The 21,581-nt window shown below is 63.0% G+C and carries 18 protein-coding genes; 14 read left to right on the forward strand and 4 right to left on the reverse strand.

Features of this window, described 5'->3' with window-relative positions; translation table 11 throughout:
* Positions 1–28: 28 nt before the first annotated feature.
* Both P7C00_RS14920 and P7C00_RS14925 read left to right on the forward strand, forming a co-directional pair.
* Complete coding sequence (locus P7C00_RS14920; protein WP_404939707.1) at positions 29–2,284, forward strand: Orn/Lys/Arg decarboxylase N-terminal domain-containing protein; 2,256 nt, start codon at positions 29–31, stop codon at positions 2,282–2,284.
* A gap of 14 nt (positions 2,285–2,298) precedes the next feature.
* On the forward strand, positions 2,299–2,877 hold the full coding sequence (locus tag P7C00_RS14925) for a GNAT family N-acetyltransferase (protein WP_346632775.1): 579 nt from the start codon (positions 2,299–2,301) through the stop codon (positions 2,875–2,877).
* Positions 2,878–2,882: 5 nt separating this feature from the next.
* Here P7C00_RS14925 and P7C00_RS14930 read toward each other — a convergent pair whose 3' ends face one another.
* Both P7C00_RS14930 and P7C00_RS14935 read right to left on the reverse strand, forming a co-directional pair.
* Positions 2,883–3,776, reverse strand: coding sequence for a LysR family transcriptional regulator (locus P7C00_RS14930; RefSeq protein WP_346632776.1), 894 nt, complete (start codon positions 3,774–3,776; stop codon positions 2,883–2,885).
* Positions 3,777–3,850: 74 nt separating this feature from the next.
* On the reverse strand, positions 3,851–4,087 hold the full coding sequence (locus P7C00_RS14935; RefSeq protein ID WP_346632777.1) for a hypothetical protein: 237 nt from the start codon (positions 4,085–4,087) through the stop codon (positions 3,851–3,853).
* Positions 4,088–4,302: 215 nt separating this feature from the next.
* On the opposite strand from P7C00_RS14935, the gene P7C00_RS14940 reads away from it, so the two are divergent.
* Together P7C00_RS14940 and P7C00_RS14945 are read left to right on the forward strand one after the other, a co-directional pair.
* Positions 4,303–4,860: an NADPH-dependent FMN reductase gene (locus tag P7C00_RS14940; protein WP_296410717.1), complete on the forward strand. Its 558-nt coding sequence runs from the start codon at positions 4,303–4,305 to the stop codon at positions 4,858–4,860.
* Positions 4,861–4,984: 124 nt separating this feature from the next.
* The gene (locus tag P7C00_RS14945) at positions 4,985–6,271 is read left to right on the forward strand and encodes an arsenic transporter (RefSeq protein ID WP_404939709.1); all 1,287 of its coding nucleotides are present in this window, start codon (positions 4,985–4,987) and stop codon (positions 6,269–6,271) included.
* A gap of 87 nt (positions 6,272–6,358) precedes the next feature.
* Here P7C00_RS14945 and P7C00_RS14950 read toward each other — a convergent pair whose 3' ends face one another.
* Positions 6,359–7,312 carry a DUF1853 family protein gene (locus P7C00_RS14950; protein ID WP_404939711.1) on the reverse strand — a complete coding sequence of 318 codons (954 nt, stop codon included), beginning with the start codon at positions 7,310–7,312 and terminating at the stop codon, positions 6,359–6,361.
* Between the two features lie 162 nt (positions 7,313–7,474).
* Between P7C00_RS14950 and P7C00_RS14955 the strand changes: the two genes are divergently transcribed.
* Genes P7C00_RS14955 through pepN form a run of 6 tightly spaced genes read left to right on the forward strand, consistent with a single transcriptional unit; the run spans position 7,475 to position 13,975 of the window.
* Positions 7,475–8,365, forward strand: coding sequence for an NAD(+) kinase (locus P7C00_RS14955; RefSeq protein WP_007920913.1), 891 nt, complete (start codon positions 7,475–7,477; stop codon positions 8,363–8,365).
* Positions 8,362–9,336, forward strand: a complete 975-nt coding sequence (locus tag P7C00_RS14960) for a metallophosphoesterase (RefSeq protein WP_185073803.1) — start codon at positions 8,362–8,364, stop codon at positions 9,334–9,336. Before P7C00_RS14955 ends, P7C00_RS14960 begins: the two co-directional genes overlap by 4 nt.
* The gene (locus tag P7C00_RS14965; protein ID WP_346632780.1) at positions 9,333–10,202 is read left to right on the forward strand and encodes a rhomboid family intramembrane serine protease; all 870 of its coding nucleotides are present in this window, start codon (positions 9,333–9,335) and stop codon (positions 10,200–10,202) included. Before P7C00_RS14960 ends, P7C00_RS14965 begins: the two co-directional genes overlap by 4 nt.
* 15 nt (positions 10,203–10,217) lie before the next feature.
* Positions 10,218–10,478, forward strand: coding sequence for a DUF1315 family protein (locus tag P7C00_RS14970; protein WP_346632781.1), 261 nt, complete (start codon positions 10,218–10,220; stop codon positions 10,476–10,478).
* Positions 10,475–11,305, forward strand: a complete 831-nt coding sequence (locus P7C00_RS14975) for a DUF2797 domain-containing protein (RefSeq protein ID WP_346632782.1) — start codon at positions 10,475–10,477, stop codon at positions 11,303–11,305. Before P7C00_RS14970 ends, P7C00_RS14975 begins: the two co-directional genes overlap by 4 nt.
* 12 nt (positions 11,306–11,317) lie before the next feature.
* Positions 11,318–13,975, forward strand: coding sequence for an aminopeptidase N (gene pepN / locus P7C00_RS14980; protein ID WP_404939713.1), 2,658 nt, complete (start codon positions 11,318–11,320; stop codon positions 13,973–13,975).
* Between the two features lie 260 nt (positions 13,976–14,235).
* On the opposite strand, the gene P7C00_RS14985 is transcribed toward pepN, so the two are convergent.
* Positions 14,236–15,900, reverse strand: a complete 1,665-nt coding sequence (locus tag P7C00_RS14985) for a SulP family inorganic anion transporter (protein ID WP_404939715.1) — start codon at positions 15,898–15,900, stop codon at positions 14,236–14,238.
* Positions 15,901–16,311: 411 nt separating this feature from the next.
* Here P7C00_RS14985 and P7C00_RS14990 point away from each other — a divergent pair, with 411 nt between their 5' ends.
* The 4 genes from P7C00_RS14990 to P7C00_RS15005 all read left to right on the forward strand — a co-directional run bounded on the left by P7C00_RS14990 (position 16,312) and on the right by P7C00_RS15005 (position 21,429).
* Positions 16,312–17,361 carry a YCF48-related protein gene (locus P7C00_RS14990; protein ID WP_346632785.1) on the forward strand — a complete coding sequence of 350 codons (1,050 nt, stop codon included), beginning with the start codon at positions 16,312–16,314 and terminating at the stop codon, positions 17,359–17,361.
* A 32-nt stretch (positions 17,362–17,393) separates the two neighbouring features.
* Positions 17,394–19,769 (forward strand): RND family transporter, encoded by a 2,376-nt coding sequence (locus P7C00_RS14995; RefSeq protein ID WP_346632786.1) that lies wholly within the window; start codon positions 17,394–17,396, stop codon positions 19,767–19,769.
* Between the two features lie 204 nt (positions 19,770–19,973).
* Positions 19,974–20,267, forward strand: a complete 294-nt coding sequence (locus P7C00_RS15000) for a DUF5629 family protein (protein WP_346632787.1) — start codon at positions 19,974–19,976, stop codon at positions 20,265–20,267.
* Entirely contained in the window at positions 20,254–21,429 is a 1,176-nt protein-coding gene (locus P7C00_RS15005) for a lactonase family protein (protein ID WP_346632788.1), read from the forward strand. The genes P7C00_RS15000 and P7C00_RS15005 overlap by 14 nt, the downstream gene beginning before the upstream one ends.
* Positions 21,430–21,581 lie beyond the last annotated feature (152 nt).

Here is a 21,581-nt window from a genome sequence, read left to right on the forward strand (position 1 = left end):
CATCCGCCGTCTCAGGACAGCCTGCCCCATGTATAAAGACCTGCAGTTTCCGATCCTGATCGTGCACCGCGATATCAAGGCCGACACGGTGGCGGGAGACCGGGTGCGGGGCATTGCCCGGGAGCTGGAAAAGGATGGATTCAGCATCTTTTCCGCGGTCAACTACGCCGAAGGGCGGCTAGTGGCCTCTACCCATCATGGCCTCGCCTGTATGCTGATCGCTGCCGAGGGCGCTGGGGAAAACACCCATCTTCTGCAAAACATGGTGGAGCTGATCCGCCTGGCCCGGGTGCGCGCGCCCTTGTTGCCGATCTTCGCCCTGGGGGAGCAGATGACCCTGGAAAACGCCCCCGCCGATGCCATGAGCGAACTCAATCAGCTACGAGGCATTCTCTACCTGTTCGAGGACACGGTGCCCTTCCTGGCCCGGCAAGTGGCCCGGGCCGCGCGCAATTATCTCGACGGCCTGCTGCCACCCTTCTTCAAGGCCCTGGTGCAGCACACCGCCGACTCCAACTATTCCTGGCACACCCCGGGGCACGGCGGTGGCGTGGCCTATCGCAAGAGCCCGGTGGGTCAGGCGTTCCACCAGTTCTTCGGAGAGAACACTTTGCGTTCGGACCTCTCGGTGTCCGTGCCGGAGCTGGGCTCGCTGCTGGACCACACCGGGCCCCTGGCGGAAGCCGAGGCCCGGGCGGCGCGCAATTTCGGCGCCGACCACACCTTCTTCGTGATCAATGGCACCTCCACCGCCAACAAGATCGTCTGGCATTCCATGGTGGGGCGCGATGACCTGGTGCTGGTGGATCGCAACTGTCACAAGTCGGTGCTGCACTCGATCATCATGACCGGGGCCATCCCCCTGTACCTGTGTCCCGAACGCAATGAACTGGGGATCATCGGGCCGATTCCCCTGAGCGAGTTCAGCCCCGAGTCGATCCAGGCCAAGATCGACGCCAGCCCGCTGACCCGCGGTCGGCCACCGAAGGTCAAGCTGGCGGTGGTTACCAACTCCACCTATGACGGGCTCTGCTACAACGCCGAGCTGATCAAGCAAAGCCTGGGCAACAGCGTCGAGGTGCTGCATTTCGACGAGGCCTGGTATGCCTATGCGGCCTTCCACGAATTCTTCGCCGGGCGCTACGGCATGGGCACCTCGCGCTCCGCTGACAGTCCGCTGGTGTTCACCACCCATTCCACCCACAAGCTGCTGGCGGCTTTCAGCCAGGCGTCGATGATCCATGTGCAGGACGGCGGTGCCCGGCAACTGGATCGGGACCGCTTCAACGAAGCCTTCATGATGCATATCTCGACGTCGCCCCAGTACAGCATCATCGCGTCCCTGGATGTGGCCTCGGCGATGATGGAAGGGCCGGCGGGACGTTCGCTGTTGCAGGAGATGTTCGATGAGGCCCTGAGCTTTCGCCGGGCCCTGGCCAATCTGCGGCAGAACATCGCCGCCGATGACTGGTGGTTCTCGATCTGGCAGCCGGAGCGGGTTGAAGGCATCGATCAGGTGCGCACCGGTGACTGGTTGCTGGAGCCGGAAGGCGAGTGGCACGGTTTTACCGGAGTCACCGACGATTATGTGCTGCTCGATCCGATCAAGGTGACCCTGGTAATGCCTGGTCTGACCGCCGGCGGGGCCTTGAGCGAACACGGGATTCCCGCTGCGGTGGTCAGCAAGTTCCTCTGGGAGCGCGGACTGGTGGTGGAAAAGACCGGGCTCTATTCGTTCCTGGTGCTGTTCTCCATGGGCATCACCAAGGGCAAGTGGAGCACGCTGCTCACCGAACTCCTGGAGTTCAAGCGCAACTACGACGCCAATGTCAGTCTGGCCAGCTGCCTGCCCAGCGTGGCCGGGCAGGACCCGCAGCGCTATCAGGGCATGGGGTTGCAGGATCTGTGCGACCAGTTGCACGCCTGCTACCGCAGCAACGCCACGGCCAAGCACCTCAAACGCATGTACACGGTGCTGCCGGAGGTGGCGATGAAGCCCGCCGACGCCTATGACCATCTGGTGCGCGGTGAAGTGGAGGCGGTGTCCATCGATCAACTGCAGGGGCGTATCGCGGCGGTGATGCTGGTGCCATACCCGCCGGGCATCCCGCTGATCATGCCCGGTGAGCGGTTCACCGAATCGACCCGCTCGATCATCGACTACCTGACCTTTGCCCGAGCCTTCGACAGCAGTTTCCCGGGGTTCGTCGCCGATGTGCATGGCCTGCAGCATGACGATCAGGGCAATGGACGGCAGTACACCGTCGATTGCGTCAAGGCATGAGGAGTTTTCCCGCTATGCAGCCTGTTGTGAATCCCAAGTATCCGGGGCTGGCGATCCGTGTGGCCGACGAGGGTTTCGCCGCCTACATCTGGGGCAGCGACTTCAGCTTCGAAGTCAGCGCCTACGCCGAGGCCGGGCGGGGCATGCCGGTGGCGGACTGGCCGCTGCGCAGGATAGTGCCTTACCGCAAGTGCTACGGCATCGATCCCGAAGAGTTCAGCAGTTACCGCAACGCCGCGGACAGCGAAATTTTCATGGCCTACCTTGACGACCAGCCCGTGGGGCATGTGGTGGTCAGCACCAATTGGAACGGCTACGGGCATATCGACGAGTTGGCGGTGCATGCGCCGGCCCGACGGCATGGCGTCGCCAAGGCGCTGCTGGAGGTGGCGCAGTTCTGGAGTCGCAAGAAGCAGTTGCCGGGGGTGATGCTGGAAACCCAGAACAACAATCTTGGGGCCTGTCGCCTGTATGAGCGCTGCGGCTACGTGGTGGGCGGGGTGGATCACCTGCGTTATCGCGGCATCGATCCGAACACTTGCGAAGTGGCGATCTTCTGGTACCGGCTGTTTGCCGATGAGCCTCAGGGGTAACGGTCCTAGCCGGCCAGCAGCGCCTCGGCCTGTTCAGTCAGCAGTTCCAGCAGGGCGCTGAGCAGGGGCGAGACCTCGCCGGCACTGCGGCGCAAGGCGTACAGCGTGACACTGATGGGGGGCGATAAGGGGCAGGCATCGAGCCCGGCGCTACGGGCGCCCACGGCTGTGAAAGGGTCGACGATGGCCAGGCCTTCACCGGCTTCCACCAGGCTGCGCATCATCTGATAGGTCTGTACCCGGGTCTGGATCACCGGGCTTGGCCGCAGATTCTGCAGCTTGCTGGCAAGTATCACGCTCAGCGGGTCCTGGCCCTCCAGGCCAACCATGGCCTGGCCGGCCAGTTCCTGCAGGGCCACGTACTTCTGTTTGGGTTGCAGCCAGCCATGGGGCGCCAGCAGGAACAGCTTGCCCTGAGCCAGGGCCTGGCTGTGGATGTCCGGGTGTTCGGGGTCATGCAGGCTCAGGCCCAGGTCACAGTCGTGCAGCAGCAGGCTGCGGACCATGTCGCGGGTGCTTTGACTGAGGAGGCTGCAGGGCGTATCGGCGAAGCGCCGGCGCAGGGCCGCGATGCACTGGGGCAACAGTTGCTGGACCAGAGGGGGCGTGCCGACGATGCGCAAAGGTGGAGCCTGATGAAACCTCAGGCTGTCGGCCAGGCGTTGTACCGGCTCGAAAGCGTCGTACACCCGGTTGATTGCCGGTTGCAGTTCCCGGGCTTCGCGGGTGGCCTGCAAGCGCCCGCGAACACTGGCGAACAGCATGAACCCCAACTGGCTTTCGGCATCGCGCAGCAAGGCCTCGACTTCAGCCACCGAGAGTTGCAGCAGTTCGGCGGCGGTGCCCAGGTGGGCGGTTTGCAGGAGCGCCTGAATCACTTCGATATGACGTAAACGCATGCTTGAAGTCCATGTCCAGCCGGTTAGGGAGTCAAGCGTTGAATCCTACCCCAAGTCCGGGCCGGCGGGCATGATCACTCACTTACATAGGTTTCCGGCTCCCGCACGATGGTGACGTCCGATTGCACCAGCAGGAACTGATTGTCATCGAGTTTCTTGACCCGGTCGCCAATGGCCAGGCGGTAGGTGGTAACGGGCTCCGAGCTGGCCAGGTCGCCCTCTGCGGGCATGGATTCCTGGAACTCGTGCACTGAGTACACCCGTCCCTCGGCATCTCTTGCATGGAATTGTCCGACAAGTACTGCAGCCATCTTTAGAGCCTCTGGAGATAAAACACGCAAATTCGGTGCTGTAGACCCGACGTGTGCAAGGTAAGTTTTGCTGGCCGGAAAAAATAATCCGCCTTCGCGGCAGACGGCGCCTCAGGTCCCGCAGGTTATGCCGGGAAATGGCGGGTGTGGGGTAGCAGGCGACCCCCAGGCTCATCTATAACTAACACCTTCTTCAAGCCAAGGGTTGGAATGCAATGAGCAATGTCTACAAAGTCGCAGTGCTGGTCGGCAGTCTGAGAAAACAATCCCTGAATCGCAAGGTGGCCCTGGCGCTGGCCGAGCTGGCGCCGGCGAACCTGCAGTTGAGCATCGTCGAGATTGGCGATCTGGCGCTGTACAACGAAGACATCGACGTGACGCCTCCTGCGGCCTACACCCGCTTTCGCGAGCAGATCGGCGCTGCCGATGCCGTACTGTTCGTCACCCCGGAATACAACCGCTCGGTACCGGCAGCCCTGAAGAACGCCATTGACGTCGGTTCGCGTCCCTATGGCAAAAGTGCCTGGAGCGGCAAGCCGGGAGCGGTGATCAGCGTTTCCCCGGGGGCCATCGGCGGCTTCGGTGCCAACCACCATCTGCGCCAGTCTCTGGTGTTCCTCAATGTGCCGTGCATGCAGCAGCCTGAAGCTTACCTGGGCGGTGCCGGCTCGGCATTCGACGAAGCGGGCAAGCTGTCGGACGCTACCCGGCCGTTCCTGCAGAACTTCATCACGGCCTACGGCCAATGGGTCGAGCAGCACAAGAAAGCCTGACACCCCAACATCCCCCAGCTGTCGTAGGAGCCGGCTTGCCGGCGAACAGGCCCTTGAGTCTGGTGGCGCCCTGTGGGGCGCCTTCGCCGGCAAGCCGGCTCCTGCATAATCAAGAACCGCGCTCATGTTGATTGCAGTATCGATTTTCTTGCTGACCATTACCCTGGTGATCTGGCAGCCCAAAGGCCTGGGCGTCGGCTGGAGTGCGATGTTCGGCGCGCTCCTGGCGCTGCTCTGCGGCGTGGTGCAACTGGCCGATATCCCGGTGGTGTGGCAGATCATCTGGAACGCTACCGGCACCTTCGTCGCGCTGATCATCATCAGTCTGCTGCTGGATGAAGCCGGATTCTTCGCCTGGGCGGCCCTGCATGTGGCGCGCTGGGGCCGGGGCAGGGGGCGACGCCTGTTTGCCTTCATGGTGCTGCTGGGAGCCCTGGTGTCGGCACTGTTCGCCAACGACGGCGCGGCGCTGATCCTCACGCCCATCGTCATCTCCATGCTTCTGGCCTTGCGCTTTTCTGCCGCCACCACTCTGGCTTTCGTCATGGGTGCCGGATTCATCGCCGACACCGCGAGCTTGCCGCTGGTGGTATCGAACCTGGTGAACATCGTCTCGGCGGATTTTTTCAAGATAGGTTTCAACCGGTATGCGGCGGTGATGCTGCCGGTCAATCTGGTGAGCGTCGCCGCGACCCTTGCGGTGCTGCTGTGGTTTTTTCGCCGGGACATCCCCGAACAATACGATCCGCATCAATTGGCCGAACCCGACAGCGCCATCCATGACCGGGCAACCTTCATCGCCGGCTGGTGGGTGCTGCTGATCCTGCTGCTGGGCTGTTTTGCCCTGGAGCCTCTGGGGATTCCCATCAGCGCCATTTCTGCCGTTTGTGCGACCTTGCTGCTGGTGATTGCGGCTCGCGGACAGCGGATTTCCACCCGCAAGGTGCTCAAGGAGGCACCGTGGCAGATCGTGATTTTCTCCCTGGGCATGTATCTGGTGGTTTATGGCTTGCGTAATGCCGGGCTGACCGGGCACTTGGCAGGATGGCTCGACGGCTTTGCTGCTGGCGGGGTCTGGGGGGCGGCGCTGGGCACCGGATTGCTCACGGCGGGGCTGTCGTCGGTGATGAACAATTTGCCCACGGTGCTGATCGCTGCCTTGTCCATCGATGCCAGCCAGGCCACGGGGGTGGTCAAGGAGGCGATGATCTACGCCAATGTGATCGGCAGCGACCTGGGACCGAAGATCACCCCCATCGGCAGCCTGGCAACCTTGCTCTGGCTGCATGTGCTGGAGCGCAAGGGCATTCATATCGGCTGGGGGTATTACTTCCGGGTCGGCATCGTGCTGACACTGCCAGTGCTGCTGGTCACCTTGGCGGCGCTGGCGCTGCGCCTGTCTCTGATGTAGGAGCCGGCTTGCCGGCGAAGAGGCCTTCACGCCTTGTGCCGCCCCCGGCATCGCCTTCGCTGGCAAGCCAGCTCCTACCGTAGCTTGTCAGGGCTGCTGCGCGGGGACATGGGGCCAGAGATCGGCCACCAGAAACAGCCGCTCGACTTCTTCCCAGCCACCTTCAGGGGTTTCCTCGAGCCGCACCAGCAACTGCGCCGGTGCCTGGGGATCAAGCTCCGCCAGCCATTGCTGCAATTGCACGGCGGTCCAGGCCTGCTCCACCGAGTAGTGGGCGGGCGCCAGCCAGGCGTGGCGGGGCAGGGGCTGCCAGCGTCCGAGTGCGCTCTGGGCGATGAAGGCGGGCCAGTCCCGCTGATGCAGCCAGCGCCCCTGCAGGTGTTGTGGATGAGCGCCTTGGGGCGGTTCGGCGTGGCCCGGCCAGGGATAAAGCAGGTAGCCCCCCAGCCACAGGTGGGCGCTGAACTGCTGGATATCCAGCGCTGCCAGGGCTTCGCGGCTTTCGGCCCGGGCGGAAATCGGCAGTTGGTGCTCGTCCAGGTGCGCCAGCTTGCGGTCCAGGCGGTCGTGGCAACCCGGGCCAAGCCATTGTGCGCTGTCGCTGCCGTCGCCGTGCTGCGGGCCCAGGTACAGCTTGATCGCCAGTTCCAGGTGATGCACGCCTTCGCGGTCGCGCAGCAGCATGTCCAGTTCACCGAGGGTGTGCCCCTCACGGCGGATCGGCAGATTGGCCGCCAGCAGCTCCACTCCCGGCGCATGCTGCACGGCAAATTGCCAGAGGCGTTCGTAGTACAGGCCCAGGCGCCGGGTCCGACCCTGAGTCAGCCAATGGCGCAAGGCGCGGCTGTCCAGATCCTGGCATCGCAGCCAGTGGGCCAGCAGTTGCGGCGCCTGCACCCAGTCGCTGCCGGCCAGGGGGTGGCGCTGTGGCCAGGGCGTCTGGCTGAGCATCGGCGGCGCGAGGATGACCCAGGCGAGGTCGCGGACTTCAGGTTGACGCAACTGGCGGGGGAGGCTGAGCAAATCCGGGAACAGGAGCATCTTGCGAGCATAGACGCAAACCTGTGCCGTTCGCGATAAATGCGTGCCACTCGCAGTTGCGTCGGCTGCTCCCAAGCGCCCGTGGCTGAAAGGATTTTGTCTAACGCCGGGTTTCGCCCATAATCCTCCGTTTCGCCCGTACCCGAATTCCGCAGGAGCCCCATGGAGCAGTTTCGCAATATCGGCATTATCGGTCGCCTGGGCAGTTCCCAGGTGCTGGACACAGTTCGCCGACTGAAGAAGTTTCTGCTGGCGCGCCACCTGCACGTGATCCTTGAAGACACCATCGCCGAAGTCCTGCCGGGCCACGGTCTGCAGACCTCCTCGCGCAAGCTGCTGGGCGAGGTCTGCGACATGGTGATCGTGGTGGGCGGCGACGGTAGCCTGCTGGGCGCCGCGCGGGCCCTGGCCCGGCACAATATTCCGGTGCTGGGGATCAACCGCGGCAGCCTGGGCTTTCTCACCGACATCCGCCCCGATGAGCTGGAAGTCAAGGTCGCCGAGGTGCTCGACGGCCACTACCTGGTGGAAAACCGCTTCCTGCTGCAGGCCGAAGTCCGGCGCCATGCCGAGGCCATCGGTCAGGGCGACGCGCTGAACGACGTGGTGCTGCACCCGGGCAAGTCGACGCGGATGATCGAGTTCGAGATCTACATCGACGGCCAGTTCGTCTGCAGCCAGAAGGCCGACGGCCTGATCGTCGCCACGCCCACCGGTTCCACGGCCTATGCGCTGTCCGCCGGCGGACCGATCATGCATCCCAAGCTCGATGCCATTGTGATTGTGCCGATGTACCCCCATACCTTGTCTGGAAGGCCGATCGTGGTCGATGGCAATAGTGAGCTGAAAATCGTCGTGTCCAAAGATATGCAGATCTATCCGCAAGTCTCCTGTGACGGGCAGAACCACTTCACCTGTGCCCCGGGCGACACCATCACGGTCAGCAAGAAGGCGCAGAAGCTGCGCCTGATCCATCCGCTGGACCACAACTACTACGAGGTCTGCCGGACCAAACTCGGCTGGGGCAGCCGACTGGGTGGTGGAGGCGACTGATGCTCGATCCCGCGCGTAGCTACGACCTGATCGGTGACGTGCACGGTTGCGCCCTGACCCTGGAGCACTTGCTGGATCGGCTCGGTTATCACAAGCAGGGCGGCGTCTGGCGGCACCCGTCGCGCATGGCCGTGTTCCTTGGCGATATCATCGACCGCGGCCCGCGAATCCGTGAATCTCTGCATATCGTCCACGACATGGTCGTGGCCGGCCAGGCGTTGTGCATCATGGGCAACCATGAGTTCAACGCCCTGGGCTGGAGCACCCCGGCGGCGGCTGGCAGTGGCAAGCAGTTCGTGCGCGAACATACTCCGCGCCATGCCCGGCTGATCCACGAAACCCTGACCCAGTTCGAACAGCACCCCGGCGACTGGCACGACTTCCTCGAGTGGTTCTATGAACTGCCGCTGTTCGTCGACGCCGGCCGTTTCCGTGTGGTGCACGCTTGCTGGGATGCCGGCCTGATCGCGCCCCTGCGCCAGCAGTATCCGGACGGTTGCATCGATCGAGCCTTCCTCCAGGCTTCGGCGCTGCCCGACAGTTTTGCCAGCACGGCTTTCGATCGCCTGCTGCGGGGCACGGACATGCGTTTGCCCCATGGCCTGACCATGACCAGTGGCGACGGCCTGACCCGGGCGTTCTTCCGCACCAAGTTCTGGGAAGACGACCCGCAGACCTACGGCGACATCGTCTTTCAGCCCGATGCCTTGCCCGATCCGGTGGCGCGCACGCCGTTGTCCCCGGCCGAGAAAAACAGCCTGCTGCGCTACGGCGCCGACGAACCGATGTTGTTCGTCGGTCACTATTGGCGCAGCGGCAAGCCGGCGCCGATCCGTCCCAACCTGGCGTGCCTGGATTACAGTGCGGTGCTCTACGGCAAGCTAGCCGCGTATCGGCTGGACCAGGAAACCCGCCTGGACCCGAATAAATTTGTCTGGGTCGACGTTGAGCGCCCCGAGGTATTGCGATGAGCGCGGTAGCGGTTTTGCGTCTGCCCCTGGCCACGGATCTGAGTGGTTTCGTCAAGCTGCTGCAACGGATGCAGGTGCCCCACCGGGTCAGTGAAGAGGCCGGCGAGCAGGTGCTCTGGGTGCCGGAATCCATCAGTGAGGATGTGCGGGGCCTGTACCAGCGCTTTCCCCAGGGCGATCCCGAACAGCAACTGGACATCCCGCAACCTGCGACCCCGGCCCGCGTCGGTCTGGGGCAACAGTTGCGCCGCAGCCCGATTACCGCGCTGATCCTGCTGCTGAGCCTGGCGGTGTGCGGCATCACCCTGCTGGGGGACAACCTGCAAACCCTGAGCTGGTTCACCTTCCTCGAGTTTCGCGTGGTCGGCGACTACATCCAGTTCAGCTCCCTGGCCGACAGCCTGGCGGCGGGGCAGTGGTGGCGCCTGGTGACACCGATGCTGATCCACTTCGGCATCCTGCATATCGCCATGAACGGCATGTGGTACTGGGAACTGGGGCGGCGCATCGAGTTGCGCCAGGGCAGCATCAACCTGCTGGGCTTGACCCTGCTGTTCAGCCTGGTGTCCAACTACGCCCAATACTATTTCAGTGGCCCGACCCTGTTCGGCGGCCTGTCCGGGGTGCTCTACGGTCTGCTCGGGCATTGCTGGATCTACCAATTATTGTCCCCCAACCCCATCTACCGCCTGCCTCGGGGCGTGCTGGTGATGATGCTGGTGTGGCTGCTGCTGTGCCTGTCCGGGCTGGTGTCGATGATCGGTTTCGGCGAAATCGCCAACGCCGCCCACGTCGGCGGGTTGCTCGTCGGTTGCCTCACCGGCTTGTTGGGCGGCTTGTACAGTCGCCGTAAACTGACCCTTTAAATGCTGGAGTCTTGTATGTCGTCCTTTGTCGAAATGATCGAAAACATCACCCCCGAGATCTACCAGAGCCTGAAACTGGCGGTAGAGATCGGCAAATGGTCCGATGGCCGCAAGCTCACCGCCGAGCAGCGCGAACTGTCCCTGCAGGCGATGATCGCCTGGGAAATGCACAACCTGCCCGAGGAACAACGTACCGGCTACATGGGCCCGCAGGAATGCGCCTCGAAGTCGGCGCCTGTGCCGAACATCCTGTTCAAGTCGGATGCCATCCATTGATCGAGATTGGCCGCGGTTCCATCAGCAAAATGTCGGCACGCCTGGACGGGCCGAATGTTCAGTACGCTTTTCGCCTGGGTGACACCGAGGTGCCGGTCAATCCCATGATCGGCACCCAGGTGCGCCTGGAATACCTGGGGGCGATCCACTGCACCCACTGCGGACGCAAGACCAAGACCAGTTTCAGCCAAGGCTACTGCTATCCCTGCATGACCAAGCTGGCCCAGTGCGATATCTGCATCATGAGTCCGGAACGCTGCCACTACGACGCCGGCACCTGCCGCGAGCCGTCCTGGGGCGAGCAGTTCTGCATGACCGATCATGTGGTCTATTTGGCCAACTCCTCGGGGATCAAGGTCGGCATCACCCGTGCCACCCAGTTGCCCACCCGCTGGCTTGACCAGGGCGCCAGCCAGGCGCTGCCAATCATGCGCGTGGCGACCCGCCAGCAATCGGGCTTCGTCGAGGACCTGTTCCGTTCCCAGGTGGCCGACAAGACCAACTGGCGCGCCTTGCTCAAGGGCGATGCGGTGGCGGTGGACCTGGTCCAGGTGCGCGAGCAACTGTTCGAATCCTGCGCCGAGGGCCTGCTGGCCCTGCAGGAACGTTTTGGCCTGCAGGCCATCCAGCCGGTGCGTGATATCGAGCCTCTGGAGATGCGTTATCCGGTCGAGCAGTACCCGGCCAAGATCGTCAGCTTCAACCTGGACAAGAACCCGATTGCCGAAGGCACGCTGCTGGGGATCAAGGGCCAGTACCTGATCTTCGACACCGGCGTGATCAACATTCGTAAGTACACGGCCTACCAGCTCGCCGTGCATCAGTAGAAGGAATTCGTCATGCGCACCGATCAACCGAAGATGATCTACCTGAAGGACTATCAGGCCCCCGAGTACCTGATCGACGAGACCCACCTGACCTTCGAGTTGTTCGAGGACCACAGCCTGGTCCATGCGCAGCTGGTGATGCGGCGCAATCCGGCTCGTGGCGCCGGGCTGCCACCGCTGGTGCTGGATGGCCAGCAGCTGGAACTGCTGTCGGTGAGCCTCGCCGATCAGCAACTGAGTGCTGATGACTACCAGCTCGACGACAGCCACCTGACCCTGCACCCCACCAGTGCCAGCTTCACCCTGGATACCAGTGTGAAGATCCACCCGGAAAGCAACACCGCCCTGGAAGGCCTGTACAAGTCCAGCGGCATGTTCTGCACCCAGTGCGAGGCCGAAGGCTTTCGCAAGATCACCTATTACCTCGATCGCCCGGATGTGATGAGCAAGTTCACCACCACCGTGGTGGCCGAGCAGCACAGCTATCCGGTATTGCTCTCCAACGGTAACCCGATCGCCAGCGGCCCCGGTGAAGACGGCCGGCACTGGGCGACCTGGGAAGACCCGTTCATGAAGCCGGCCTACCTGTTCGCCCTGGTGGCCGGTGACCTGTGGTGCGTCGAAGACAGCTTCCGCACCCAGAGCGGCCGCGATGTGGCGCTGCGCATCTATGTCGAGCCGGAAAACATCGACAAGTGCCAGCACGCCATGAACAGCCTGAAGAAGTCCATGCGCTGGGACGAAGAAACCTACGGCCGCGAGTACGACCTGGACATCTTCATGATCGTCGCGGTGAACGACTTCAACATGGGCGCCATGGAAAACAAGGGCCTGAACATCTTCAACTCCAGCGCCGTGCTGGCCCGCGCCGAAACCGCCACCGACGCCGCCCACCAGCGGGTCGAGGCCATTGTCGCCCACGAATACTTCCACAACTGGTCGGGCAACCGCGTGACCTGCCGCGACTGGTTCCAGCTGTCGCTCAAGGAAGGTTTCACGGTGTTTCGCGATGCCGGTTTCTCCTCGGACATGAACTCGCGCACCGTCAAGCGCATTCAGGACGTGGCCTACCTGCGGACCCACCAGTTCGCCGAAGACGGCGGGCCCATGGCCCATGCCGTGCGCCCGGAAAGCTTTATCGAGATTTCCAACTTCTACACCCTGACCGTGTACGAAAAGGGTTCGGAAGTGGTGGGCATGATCCACACCTTGCTCGGGGCTGAAGGTTTCCGTAAGGGCAGTGACCTGTACTTCGAACGCCATGACGGTCAGGCCGTGACCTGTGACGACTTCGTCAAGGCCATGGAAGACGCCAACGGTGTCGACCTGACCCAGTTCAAACGCTGGTACAGCCAGGCCGGGACCCCGCGCCTGGTGGTCAGCGAGTCCTACGACGCCGCCGCCAAAACCTACAGCCTGACCTTCCGCCAGAGCTGCCCGCAGACCCCGGACAAGGTGGAGAAACTGCCGTTCGTGATCCCGGTGGAGCTGGGCCTGCTGGACTCCAAAGGGGCAGGCATCGCCTTGCGCCTGTCCGGCGAAAACGCCGCCCAGGGGACTTCCCGGGTGATCTCGGTGACCGAGGCCGAGCAGACCTTCACCTTCGTCGATATTGCCGAACATCCGTTGCCATCGCTGCTGCGGGGCTTCTCGGCGCCGGTGAAGCTGAGCTTCCCCTACAACCGCGACCAACTGATGTTCCTCATGCAGCACGACAGCGACGGTTTCAACCGTTGGGACGCCGGCCAGCAGTTGGCCGTGCAAGTGCTGCAAGAACTGATTGCCCAGCATCAGCAGGGTCAGGCACTGGTGATGGACAAACGTCTGGTGACCGCCCTGGGCACCGTGCTGGCGGATGACAGCCTGGACCAGGCCATGGTCGCGGAGATGCTGTCCCTGCCGGGCGAGGCCTATCTGAGCGAAATCAGCGAAGTGGCGGATGTCGAGGCGATCCACGCGGCTCGCGAGTTTGCCCGTCAGCAACTGGCTGACAGCCTGTTTGACGCGCTATGGAAGCGTTATCAGGCCAACCGGGCAGTGTCCAAGGCCACGGCCTATGTGGCCGAGTCCGAGCACTTCGCCCGTCGTGCGTTGCAGAACATTGCCCTGTCGTACCTGATGTTGACCCGCAAGCCCGAAGTGCTGGCGGTGGCCATCGAACAGTTCGACAGCGCCGACAACATGACCGAGCGTCTCACCGCCCTGGCGGTCCTGGTCAACTCGCCGTTCGAGGCCGAGAAGGCCCAGGCCCTGGCAGTGTTCGCCGAGAACTTCAAGGACAATGCCCTGGTCATGGATCAGTGGTTCAGCGTCCAGGCCGGCAGCCCGTTGCCGGGCGGCCTGGAGCGGGTCAAGGCGCTGATGCAGCACCCGGCGTTCAACCTCAAGAACCCGAACAAGGTGCGAGCGTTGGTGGGGGCGTTTGCCGGGCAGAACCTGATCAACTTCCACGCGGCCGACGGCTCGGGTTATCGCTTCCTGGCGGATCTGGTGATCCAGCTCAACGGCTTCAACCCGCAGATTGCCTCGCGGCAACTGGCGCCGCTGACTCGCTGGCGCAAATACGACAGCGCCCGCCAGGCGTTGATGAAGGGCGAACTGGAGCGCATCCGCGCCTCCGGCGAGCTCTCCAGCGATGTCTTTGAAGTGGTGAGCAAAAGCCTCGCCTGAGGCTTGTACCGCCCCCGGCATCGCCTTCGCTGGCAAGCCAGCTCCTACGGTGGCCCAAACCACCGCACACCCCGTGTAGGAGCCGGCTTGCCGGCGAAGCGGCCCTCAAGCCTTGTACCGCACCGGCATCGCCTTCGCTGGCAAGCCAGCTCCTACGGTGGCCCAAACCACCGCGCATCCCGTGTAGGAGCCGGCTTGCCGGCGAAGAGGCCCTCAAGCCTTGCACCGCCCTCGGCATGCCTTTGCTGGCAAGCCAGCTCCTACGAGAACGGTGGTGGTGTGGGGGCGGGGGGGATTTCGCTCTGTAGCGCTTCGCTCAAGTCGCGGTGATAGTTCTGCGCGCCAATGGCGTGCAGGATGCCCACTCGCTCAAGCTTGGCGTGAACCTTCAGGTTGGCTTCGCACAGTTTCACCACGATGCTGCGCTTGTGCAGCTGGCCTATCACTTCCTCCAGGGTCTGCAGCCCAGTGATGTCCATGAACGGCACATGCTTGAGGCGGATGACCAGCAGCCTCGGATCGCTGTGGGTCTGGGCCAGGGCCCGTTCAAAGGTTTCTGCCGCGCCAAAGAACAGAGGGCCTTCGATGGTGTAGATCAGCACCCCCGGTGGCAGGTGCCCGCGCCCTTTGTCGCGCAGTTCGTTTTCCAGATCCTCTCCCACCACCTGCTGCACCTCCACCGAGGAGGCCATGCGCCGCAGGAAATGCAGCATCGCCAGGATCACTCCGATGTTCACCGCGATCACCAGATCACTGAACACCGTCAACACAAAGGTACACAGCAGGATCGCCACATCCGCCCGGGGCGCACGTTGCACCATGCGCTTGAAGTGGTGCAGTTCACTCATGTTGTAGGCCACCACGAACAGGATCGCTGCCAGGGCGCATAACGGGATATCTGCCGCCAGTGGCGCAAGAAACAGAATGATCAGCACCAGCACCGCGGCGTGGGTGATGCCGGCCAGCGGGCTGCTGCCGCCGTTGCGGATGTTGGTGGCGGTGCGGGCAATGGCGCCGGTGGCGGCGAACCCGCCAAACAGCGGCGTGGCCAGGTTGGCGATGCCCTGGCCGATCAGTTCCTGGTTGGAGTCATGGCGGGTGCCGGCCATGCCGTCGGCCACCACCGCCGACAACAGCGATTCGATGGCTCCGAGCATGGCGATGGCGAAGGCCGGGCCTATCAGGTCGAGTATTCGTGGCAGGCTGATGTCGGGCAGTTGCAGGGTCGGCAAGCCCTGGGGAATACCGCCAAAGGCACTGCCGATGGTGGCCACGCCCTGGAACTGGAACAGTGACTGCAAGGCGGTGGCCAGGATCATGGCCACCAGCGGCGCCGGCAGGCGCTTGAGCGCCGGGATTTTCGGTACCCACAACAGCAGCGCCAGGCTGAGCAGGGCCAGCAAGGTGGTGGCCAGATGCAGGTCGGGCAGGGCTTGCAGCAGGTGCCAGAGCTTCTGGTGGAAGTGTTCGCCCTGGACGGCGGGCAGGCCAAAGAAGTCTTTCCACTGGCTGACCCAGATGATCACGCCGATCCCGGCGGTGAAGCCGAGAATCACCGGGTCGGGAATGAACTTGATCAAGGCGCCCAGGCGGCTGATGCCCAGCAGGAACAGGATGATCCCGGCCATCATGGTGGCCAGTTGCAGGCCGTCGACTCCGTACTTGGCGGTGACCCCGGCGAGAATCACGATAAAGGCCCCGGTGGGTCCGGCGATCTGCAAGCGGCTGCCGCCGAACAGCGACACCAGCAGGCCACCGACGATGGCGGTGTAGATGCCCTGTTCCGGCTTGACCCCGGAGGCAATGGCAAACGCCATGGCCAGGGGCAGCGCCACCACGCCGACAATGACCCCGGCCACCAGATTGCGGCCCCAGTGCCGGGGGCCGAGCAGGCCAGCCTTCCACGCCTCGCGTATGGCAATCATGCGTCACTCCTGAAGGTCATCGGGCTCGCCACCCACGCCGCTCATCATAGTCAACGGCGGGTAGCGGCGGCCTATGCCCTGGATCAGTCTTTGGTCGTGTGCCGGCGGCATTCAGCTAAATCGGCGAGGTTTTCGTACCCGTCTCAACGACTCACGGCCCGCTGCATACGAGTATCGATCAGCCCAGCGAATGCCCGGGCATTCAGGGGCTTCGCTGTGGGCGGTGATTAACAAAAGATAACGTGGCGTTGATTGTCAGACCTTTCGAAAGCCCGATAGGATAGCCCGCAGCCGAAGGGGCTCTAGATTGCAGGTTTCAGGACGATCGTCGCGATCGATCCAGGCATCGCAAACCCCTGAAGGCGCCCTGAGAGGTCAAGTGACCTGACAATAATAATGGGGGAATGGTCTATGAGTGAGCCTGTCATGGGTGTGGTTGTTGGCCGCCCGCCGGCACTGCGCACGTTCGCATTGCTGGCTACAGCGCTCTCGCTGTTGGGTGTCGTGACGCTGTCGACACCGGTACTGGCCGCTGCCACCGCAGCGGATACTGTCTATTCCATCGAATCGCCCAAGGCGGCGAAAAGCCTGATGCTCGATGTAGTCCACGCCGGCAAGCGCCTGGTCGCGGTGGGCGATCGCGGGCACATTCTCTATTCCGACGATCAGGGAGCATCCTGGGTCCAGGCCAAGGTGCCGACCCGGCAGTTGCTGACCGCGGTGTATTTCGTCGATGACCAGCACGGCTGGGCGGTGGGGCATGATGCCCAGGTCCTGGCCAGCACCGATGGCGGCGTCACCTGGAGCCAGCAGTTCCAGGACCTCAAGCGTGAAGCGCCCTTGCTCGATGTGTGGTTCAAGGACACCCGCAGCGGCTTCGCCGTCGGTGCCTATGGTGCCTTGCTGGAAACCACCGACGCTGGCCAGCACTGGGAGGATGTCAGCGACCGCCTGGACAACGAAGACCAGTTCCACCTCAACGCCATTGCCGAGGTCAAGGGTTCCGGGTTGTTCATCGTCGGCGAGCAGGGCAGCATGTTCCGCTCCACCGATGACGGGCAGACCTGGGAGCGCCTCGAAGGCCCCTATGAAGGCTCGCTGTTCGGCGTGATCGCTACCGGCCAGCCGGCGACCCTGCTGGTCTACGGCCTGCGGGGCAATCTCTATCGTTCCACGGATTTCGGCAGCACCTGGGAGCAGGTGGAGTTGAACGCTGCCCGCGGCGCCCTGGAGTTCGGTCTGTCCGGTGCCACCTTGCTCGATGACGGCTCGTTGGTGATTGTCGGCAACGGCGGCAGCGTGATCCGCAGCAGCGATCACGGCCAGACGTTCAGCGTGTTCAACCGCCAGGACCGCATCTCGCTGTCGTCGGTGGCCGCTGCCGGCAATGGCAACCTGATCCTGGCCGGGCAGGGCGGGGTACGGGTCTCTGCGGCAACCGGCGCTGAAGTCGGCAAATAAGCCGGGCACATAATAAGAAGGTGGGGAATTCCATGAGCAGTCATCACCAGGACAAGGCGAACTTTCTCGAACGCCTGATTTTCAACAACCGCCCGGCAGTGATCTTCATCTGCCTCTTGGTCAGCGCTTTCCTGTTCTGGCAAGCAACCCTGATCCGCCCGTCCACCAGTTTCGAAAAGATGATCCCGCTCAAGCACCCGTTCATCGAACGGATGATGGAGCACCGCAACGACCTGGCCAACCTGGGCAATACCGTGCGCATCTCGGTGGAGGCCCGCGACGGCGACATCTTCACCCAGGAGTACATGGAGACCCTGCGGCAGATCAACGACGAGGTGTTCTACATCTCCGGCGTCGATCGCTCCGGGCTCAAGTCGCTGTGGAGCCCCAGCGTGCGCTGGACCGAGGTGACCGAAGAAGGCTTCGCCGGTGGCGAGGTGATCCCCCAGAGCTACAACGGCTCTGCCGAAAGCCTCGACAAGTTGCGCAACAACGTCCTCAAGTCCGGCCAGGTCGGGCGTCTGGTGGCCAACGATTTCAAATCCAGCATCGTCGACATCCCGTTGCTGGAGTCCTACCCGGACCCTCAGGACCAGGGCAAGCTGCTGGCCCTGGACTACCAGAAGTTCTCCCACCAGCTGGAAGAGAAGATCCGCGACAAGTTCGAGGCGCAGAACCCCAATGTGAAGATCCACATTGTCGGCTTCGCCAAGAAGGTCGGCGACCTGATCGATGGCCTGATCATGGTGGTGATGTTCTTCGGCGTGGCCTTCATCATCACCCTGGTGCTGCTGTACTGGTTCACCTGGTGCATCCGCAGCACCATCGCGGTGCTGATCACCACCCTGGTGGCGGTGGTCTGGCAGTTGGGGCTGATGCACGCCTTCGGCTTTGGCCTGGACCCGTATTCGATGCTGGTGCCGTTCCTGATCTTCGCCATCGGCATCTCCCACGGGGTGCAGAAGATCAACGGTATCGCCCTGCAGTCCAGTGATGCCGACAACGCCCTGACCGCGGCGCGGCGTACCTTCCGCCAACTGTTCCTGCCGGGGATGATCGCGATCCTCGCCGACGCCGTGGGTTTCATCACCTTGCTGATCATCGATATCGGGGTGATCCGCGAGCTGGCCATCGGTGCCTCCATCGGCGTGGCGGTGATCGTGTTCACCAACCTGATCCTGCTGCCGGTAGCGATTTCCTACGTCGGTATCAGCAAGCGCGCCGTGGAGCGCAGCAAGAAGGACGCGTCCCGCGAGCATCCGTTCTGGCGCCTGCTGTCCAACTTCGCCAGTCCCAAAGTGGCACCGATCTCCATCGCCCTGGCCCTGGTAGCCTTTGGCGGCGGCCTCTGGTACAGCCAGAACCTGAAGATCGGCGACCTCGACCAGGGCGCACCGGAGCTGCGTCCCGACTCGCGCTACAACAAGGACAACAACTTCATCATCAGCAATTATTCCACCAGCTCCGACGTGCTGGTGGTGATGGTCAAGACCGCGTCCGAAGGCTGCTCGCGCTATGAAGCCATGGCCCCCATCGACGAGCTGATGTGGAAGATGCAGAACACCGAGGGCGTGCAGTCGGCGATCTCCCTGGTGACCGTGTCCAAGCAGATGATCAAGGGCATGAACGAGGGCAACCTGAAATGGGAAACCCTGTCGCGCAACCCCGACGTGCTCAACAACTCCATCGCCCGGGCCGACGGCCTGTACAACAACAACTGCTCCCTGGCGCCGGTGCTGGTGTTCCTCAACGACCACAAGGCCGCGACCCTGGACCGTGCGGTACATGCAGTGCAGGAGTTCGCCACCGAACACAACAAGGACGGCCTGGAGTTCATCCTCGCCGCCGGTAACGCCGGGATCGAGGCGGCCACCAACGAAGTGATCAAGGAGTCCGAGCTGACCATCCTGATCCTGGTGTACATCTGTGTGGCCGGCATGTGCATGATCACCTTCCGCTCCTGGGCGGCGACCCTGTGCATTGTCCTGCCGCTGGTGCTGACTTCGGTGCTGGGCAACGCGCTGATGGCCTTCATGGGTATCGGCGTCAAGGTCGCGACCTTGCCGGTGGTAGCGCTGGGGGTGGGGATCGGTGTCGACTACGGCATCTATATCTACAGCCGCCTGGAAAGCTTCCTGCGGGCCGGACTGCCATTGCAGGAGGCCTACTACCAGACCCTGCGTTCCACCGGTAAGGCGGTGCTGTTCACCGGCCTGTGCCTGGCCATCGGCGTGTGCACCTGGATCTTCTCGGCGATCAAGTTCCAGGCCGACATGGGGTTGATGCTGACCTTCATGCTGCTGTGGAACATGTTCGGCGCTCTGTGGCTGCTGCCGGCTCTGGCGCGGTTCCTGATCAAGCCGGAGAAGCTGGCGGGGCAGAAGGGCAACTCGCTGTTCGCTCACTGATCCCGTTGCGTGAATACCCAGCCGCACCCTCGGGTGCGGCTTTTTCATGCCCGGCGTGCAGAGGGAAAAGCCGGTGGTGCTGAAGAACCGGGCGGCCCCGGCGGAGGGTGTACTTGGGACAGTCGCCTGCGCGGCGCAATGCTGGCCCAACCCGCTTGCGCCAATCAGCTATCATTGCGCCTTTCCAATTGATGATTGATCGCTATGACCGCTGCTACCGACACCTTGCTCACTGCCCTTGAAGCCTGCGACATGCTGGAAATCGACGGCCTGCACGCCTTCGATTTCGCCCTCGACGAGCAGCGCCTGCTGATCGAGTGCATGGATGGTCGCGCCGCCAAGCGCTGGAGCTTCACCCTGGCCCAGGTGCAGGCCGCGACTTTTGATCAGGCGCTGCAGAGCTGGACCCTGGTCGGTGACTCCGGTGAGCACCGCCTGGTATGCATGAGCGCGTTCAGTGCCCGTGACGAAGAGGAGAGTGAGCATGAAGATGCGTAATTTCTGGCCGCTGTTGATGGCCGGCAGTGTCGGCGCCATGGCGGTCCAGGCCGCTCCGGCGGATACCCAGGAACTGCTGGTGGGCTCCTACACCCAGGGGCAGAGTCAGGGCCTGTATCGCCTGCATTTCAACGAGCGTACCGGGCAGATCGATGCCAAGCCGCTGCAAGTGGTGAAGAGCTCCAACCCGTCCTGGCTGACCCTGTCCAAGGACCAGAAATTCGTCTTCGCGGTGAATGAAAACAGCCCGGGGCAGGTTGACCCCATCGGTCGGGTTAGCAGCTACAGCCTGGCGCCCAAGACCCATCAACTGAACCTGATCAACCAGGTACAGAGCCAGGGCAACGAGCCCACTCACTCCAGCCTGAGCGCCGACGGCAACTACCTGTTCGTCAGCAACTATTCGGTGGATGTGGACCCGGGCGGTAGCCTGGCGGTGGTGCCGGTCAGCGCCGACGGTCACCTGTCGCCGGTGGTGCAACTCACCAGCCATCCGGCCAGCCGGGTCGATCCCGAGCGCCAGCAGTCGGCCCACGTGCATTCGTCGGTGTCGTCCCCGGACGGCCGGTTCGTGTTCGCCAACGACCTGGGGGCGGACAAGATCTTTGTCTACCGCTATGACCCCAAGGCCAATCCGGAGCACCCGCTGGTACCGGCTGACCCGGCCTTCGTCCAGTTGCCTGCGGGCAGCGGTCCGCGCCACTTGCTGTTCAGTGCCGATGGCAAACATGCCTACCTGACCATGGAAATGAGCGCCCAGGTGGCGGTCTTCGACTATCAGGACGGCAAGCTGACCCAGCGTCAGCTGGTGGATCTGGCGGCCAACGGCTCCAGGGAGAAAAAGGCCGCTGCGGCCCTGCATGCCTCCAAGGACGGTCAGTACCTCTATGTCAGCAACCGTGGCACCGCCAACCAGTTGCTGGTGTTCGCCATCGATCAGAGCAATGGCCAGCTCAAGGAGATCCAGCGCCGTTCCGTGGAGGGCGATCACCCCCGAGAGTTCAGCCTGGACCCGAGCAACCGCTACGTGCTGATCGGCAACCAGAAAAGCAATGAAATCGTGGTGATCGAACGCGACGCCAAGACCGGTTTCCTGGGCAAGACGGTGCAGAAACTGCCCTTCGAAGCCCCCAGCGACATCAAGTTCCTGGTGCGTCAATAAGCCACAGGCCCCGTCGTTCGGGGCCTGACTGCTTCTATCAATGACGCTGATAATGGCTACTGCCGCAAAGAATTTTTTCCCGCCAACCCTCGGGAGTAAGTTTGCTTCACGGCCCACACGGGCAAGCAAGCCAACTGAATCCGAGGGTTATA

The sequence above is a fragment of the Pseudomonas sp. JDS08PS003 genome, assembly GCF_045013505.1.
Taxonomy (GTDB): Bacteria; Pseudomonadota; Gammaproteobacteria; order Pseudomonadales; family Pseudomonadaceae; genus Aquipseudomonas; species Aquipseudomonas protegens_B.

Bases quoted from the DNA above. Each gene is read 5' to 3' on its own strand.
- P7C00_RS14920 (WP_404939707.1), top strand. From the start codon at position 29: ATGTATAAAGACCTGCAGTTTCCGATCCTGATCGTGCACCGCGATATC.
- P7C00_RS14925 (WP_346632775.1), top strand. From the start codon at position 2,299: ATGCAGCCTGTTGTGAATCCCAAGTATCCGGGGCTGGCGATCCGTGTG.
- P7C00_RS14930 (WP_346632776.1), bottom strand. From the start codon at position 3,776: ATGCGTTTACGTCATATCGAAGTGATTCAGGCGCTCCTGCAAACCGCC.
- P7C00_RS14935 (WP_346632777.1), bottom strand. From the start codon at position 4,087: ATGGCTGCAGTACTTGTCGGACAATTCCATGCAAGAGATGCCGAGGGA.
- P7C00_RS14940 (WP_296410717.1), top strand. From the start codon at position 4,303: ATGAGCAATGTCTACAAAGTCGCAGTGCTGGTCGGCAGTCTGAGAAAA.
- P7C00_RS14945 (WP_404939709.1), top strand. From the start codon at position 4,985: ATGTTGATTGCAGTATCGATTTTCTTGCTGACCATTACCCTGGTGATC.
- P7C00_RS14950 (WP_404939711.1), bottom strand. From the start codon at position 7,312: ATGCTCCTGTTCCCGGATTTGCTCAGCCTCCCCCGCCAGTTGCGTCAA.
- P7C00_RS14955 (WP_007920913.1), top strand. From the start codon at position 7,475: ATGGAGCAGTTTCGCAATATCGGCATTATCGGTCGCCTGGGCAGTTCC.
- P7C00_RS14965 (WP_346632780.1), top strand. From the start codon at position 9,333: ATGAGCGCGGTAGCGGTTTTGCGTCTGCCCCTGGCCACGGATCTGAGT.
- P7C00_RS14970 (WP_346632781.1), top strand. From the start codon at position 10,218: ATGTCGTCCTTTGTCGAAATGATCGAAAACATCACCCCCGAGATCTAC.
- pepN (WP_404939713.1), top strand. From the start codon at position 11,318: ATGCGCACCGATCAACCGAAGATGATCTACCTGAAGGACTATCAGGCC.
- P7C00_RS14985 (WP_404939715.1), bottom strand. From the start codon at position 15,900: ATGATTGCCATACGCGAGGCGTGGAAGGCTGGCCTGCTCGGCCCCCGG.
- P7C00_RS14990 (WP_346632785.1), top strand. From the start codon at position 16,312: ATGAGTGAGCCTGTCATGGGTGTGGTTGTTGGCCGCCCGCCGGCACTG.
- P7C00_RS14995 (WP_346632786.1), top strand. From the start codon at position 17,394: ATGAGCAGTCATCACCAGGACAAGGCGAACTTTCTCGAACGCCTGATT.
- P7C00_RS15000 (WP_346632787.1), top strand. From the start codon at position 19,974: ATGACCGCTGCTACCGACACCTTGCTCACTGCCCTTGAAGCCTGCGAC.
- P7C00_RS15005 (WP_346632788.1), top strand. From the start codon at position 20,254: ATGAAGATGCGTAATTTCTGGCCGCTGTTGATGGCCGGCAGTGTCGGC.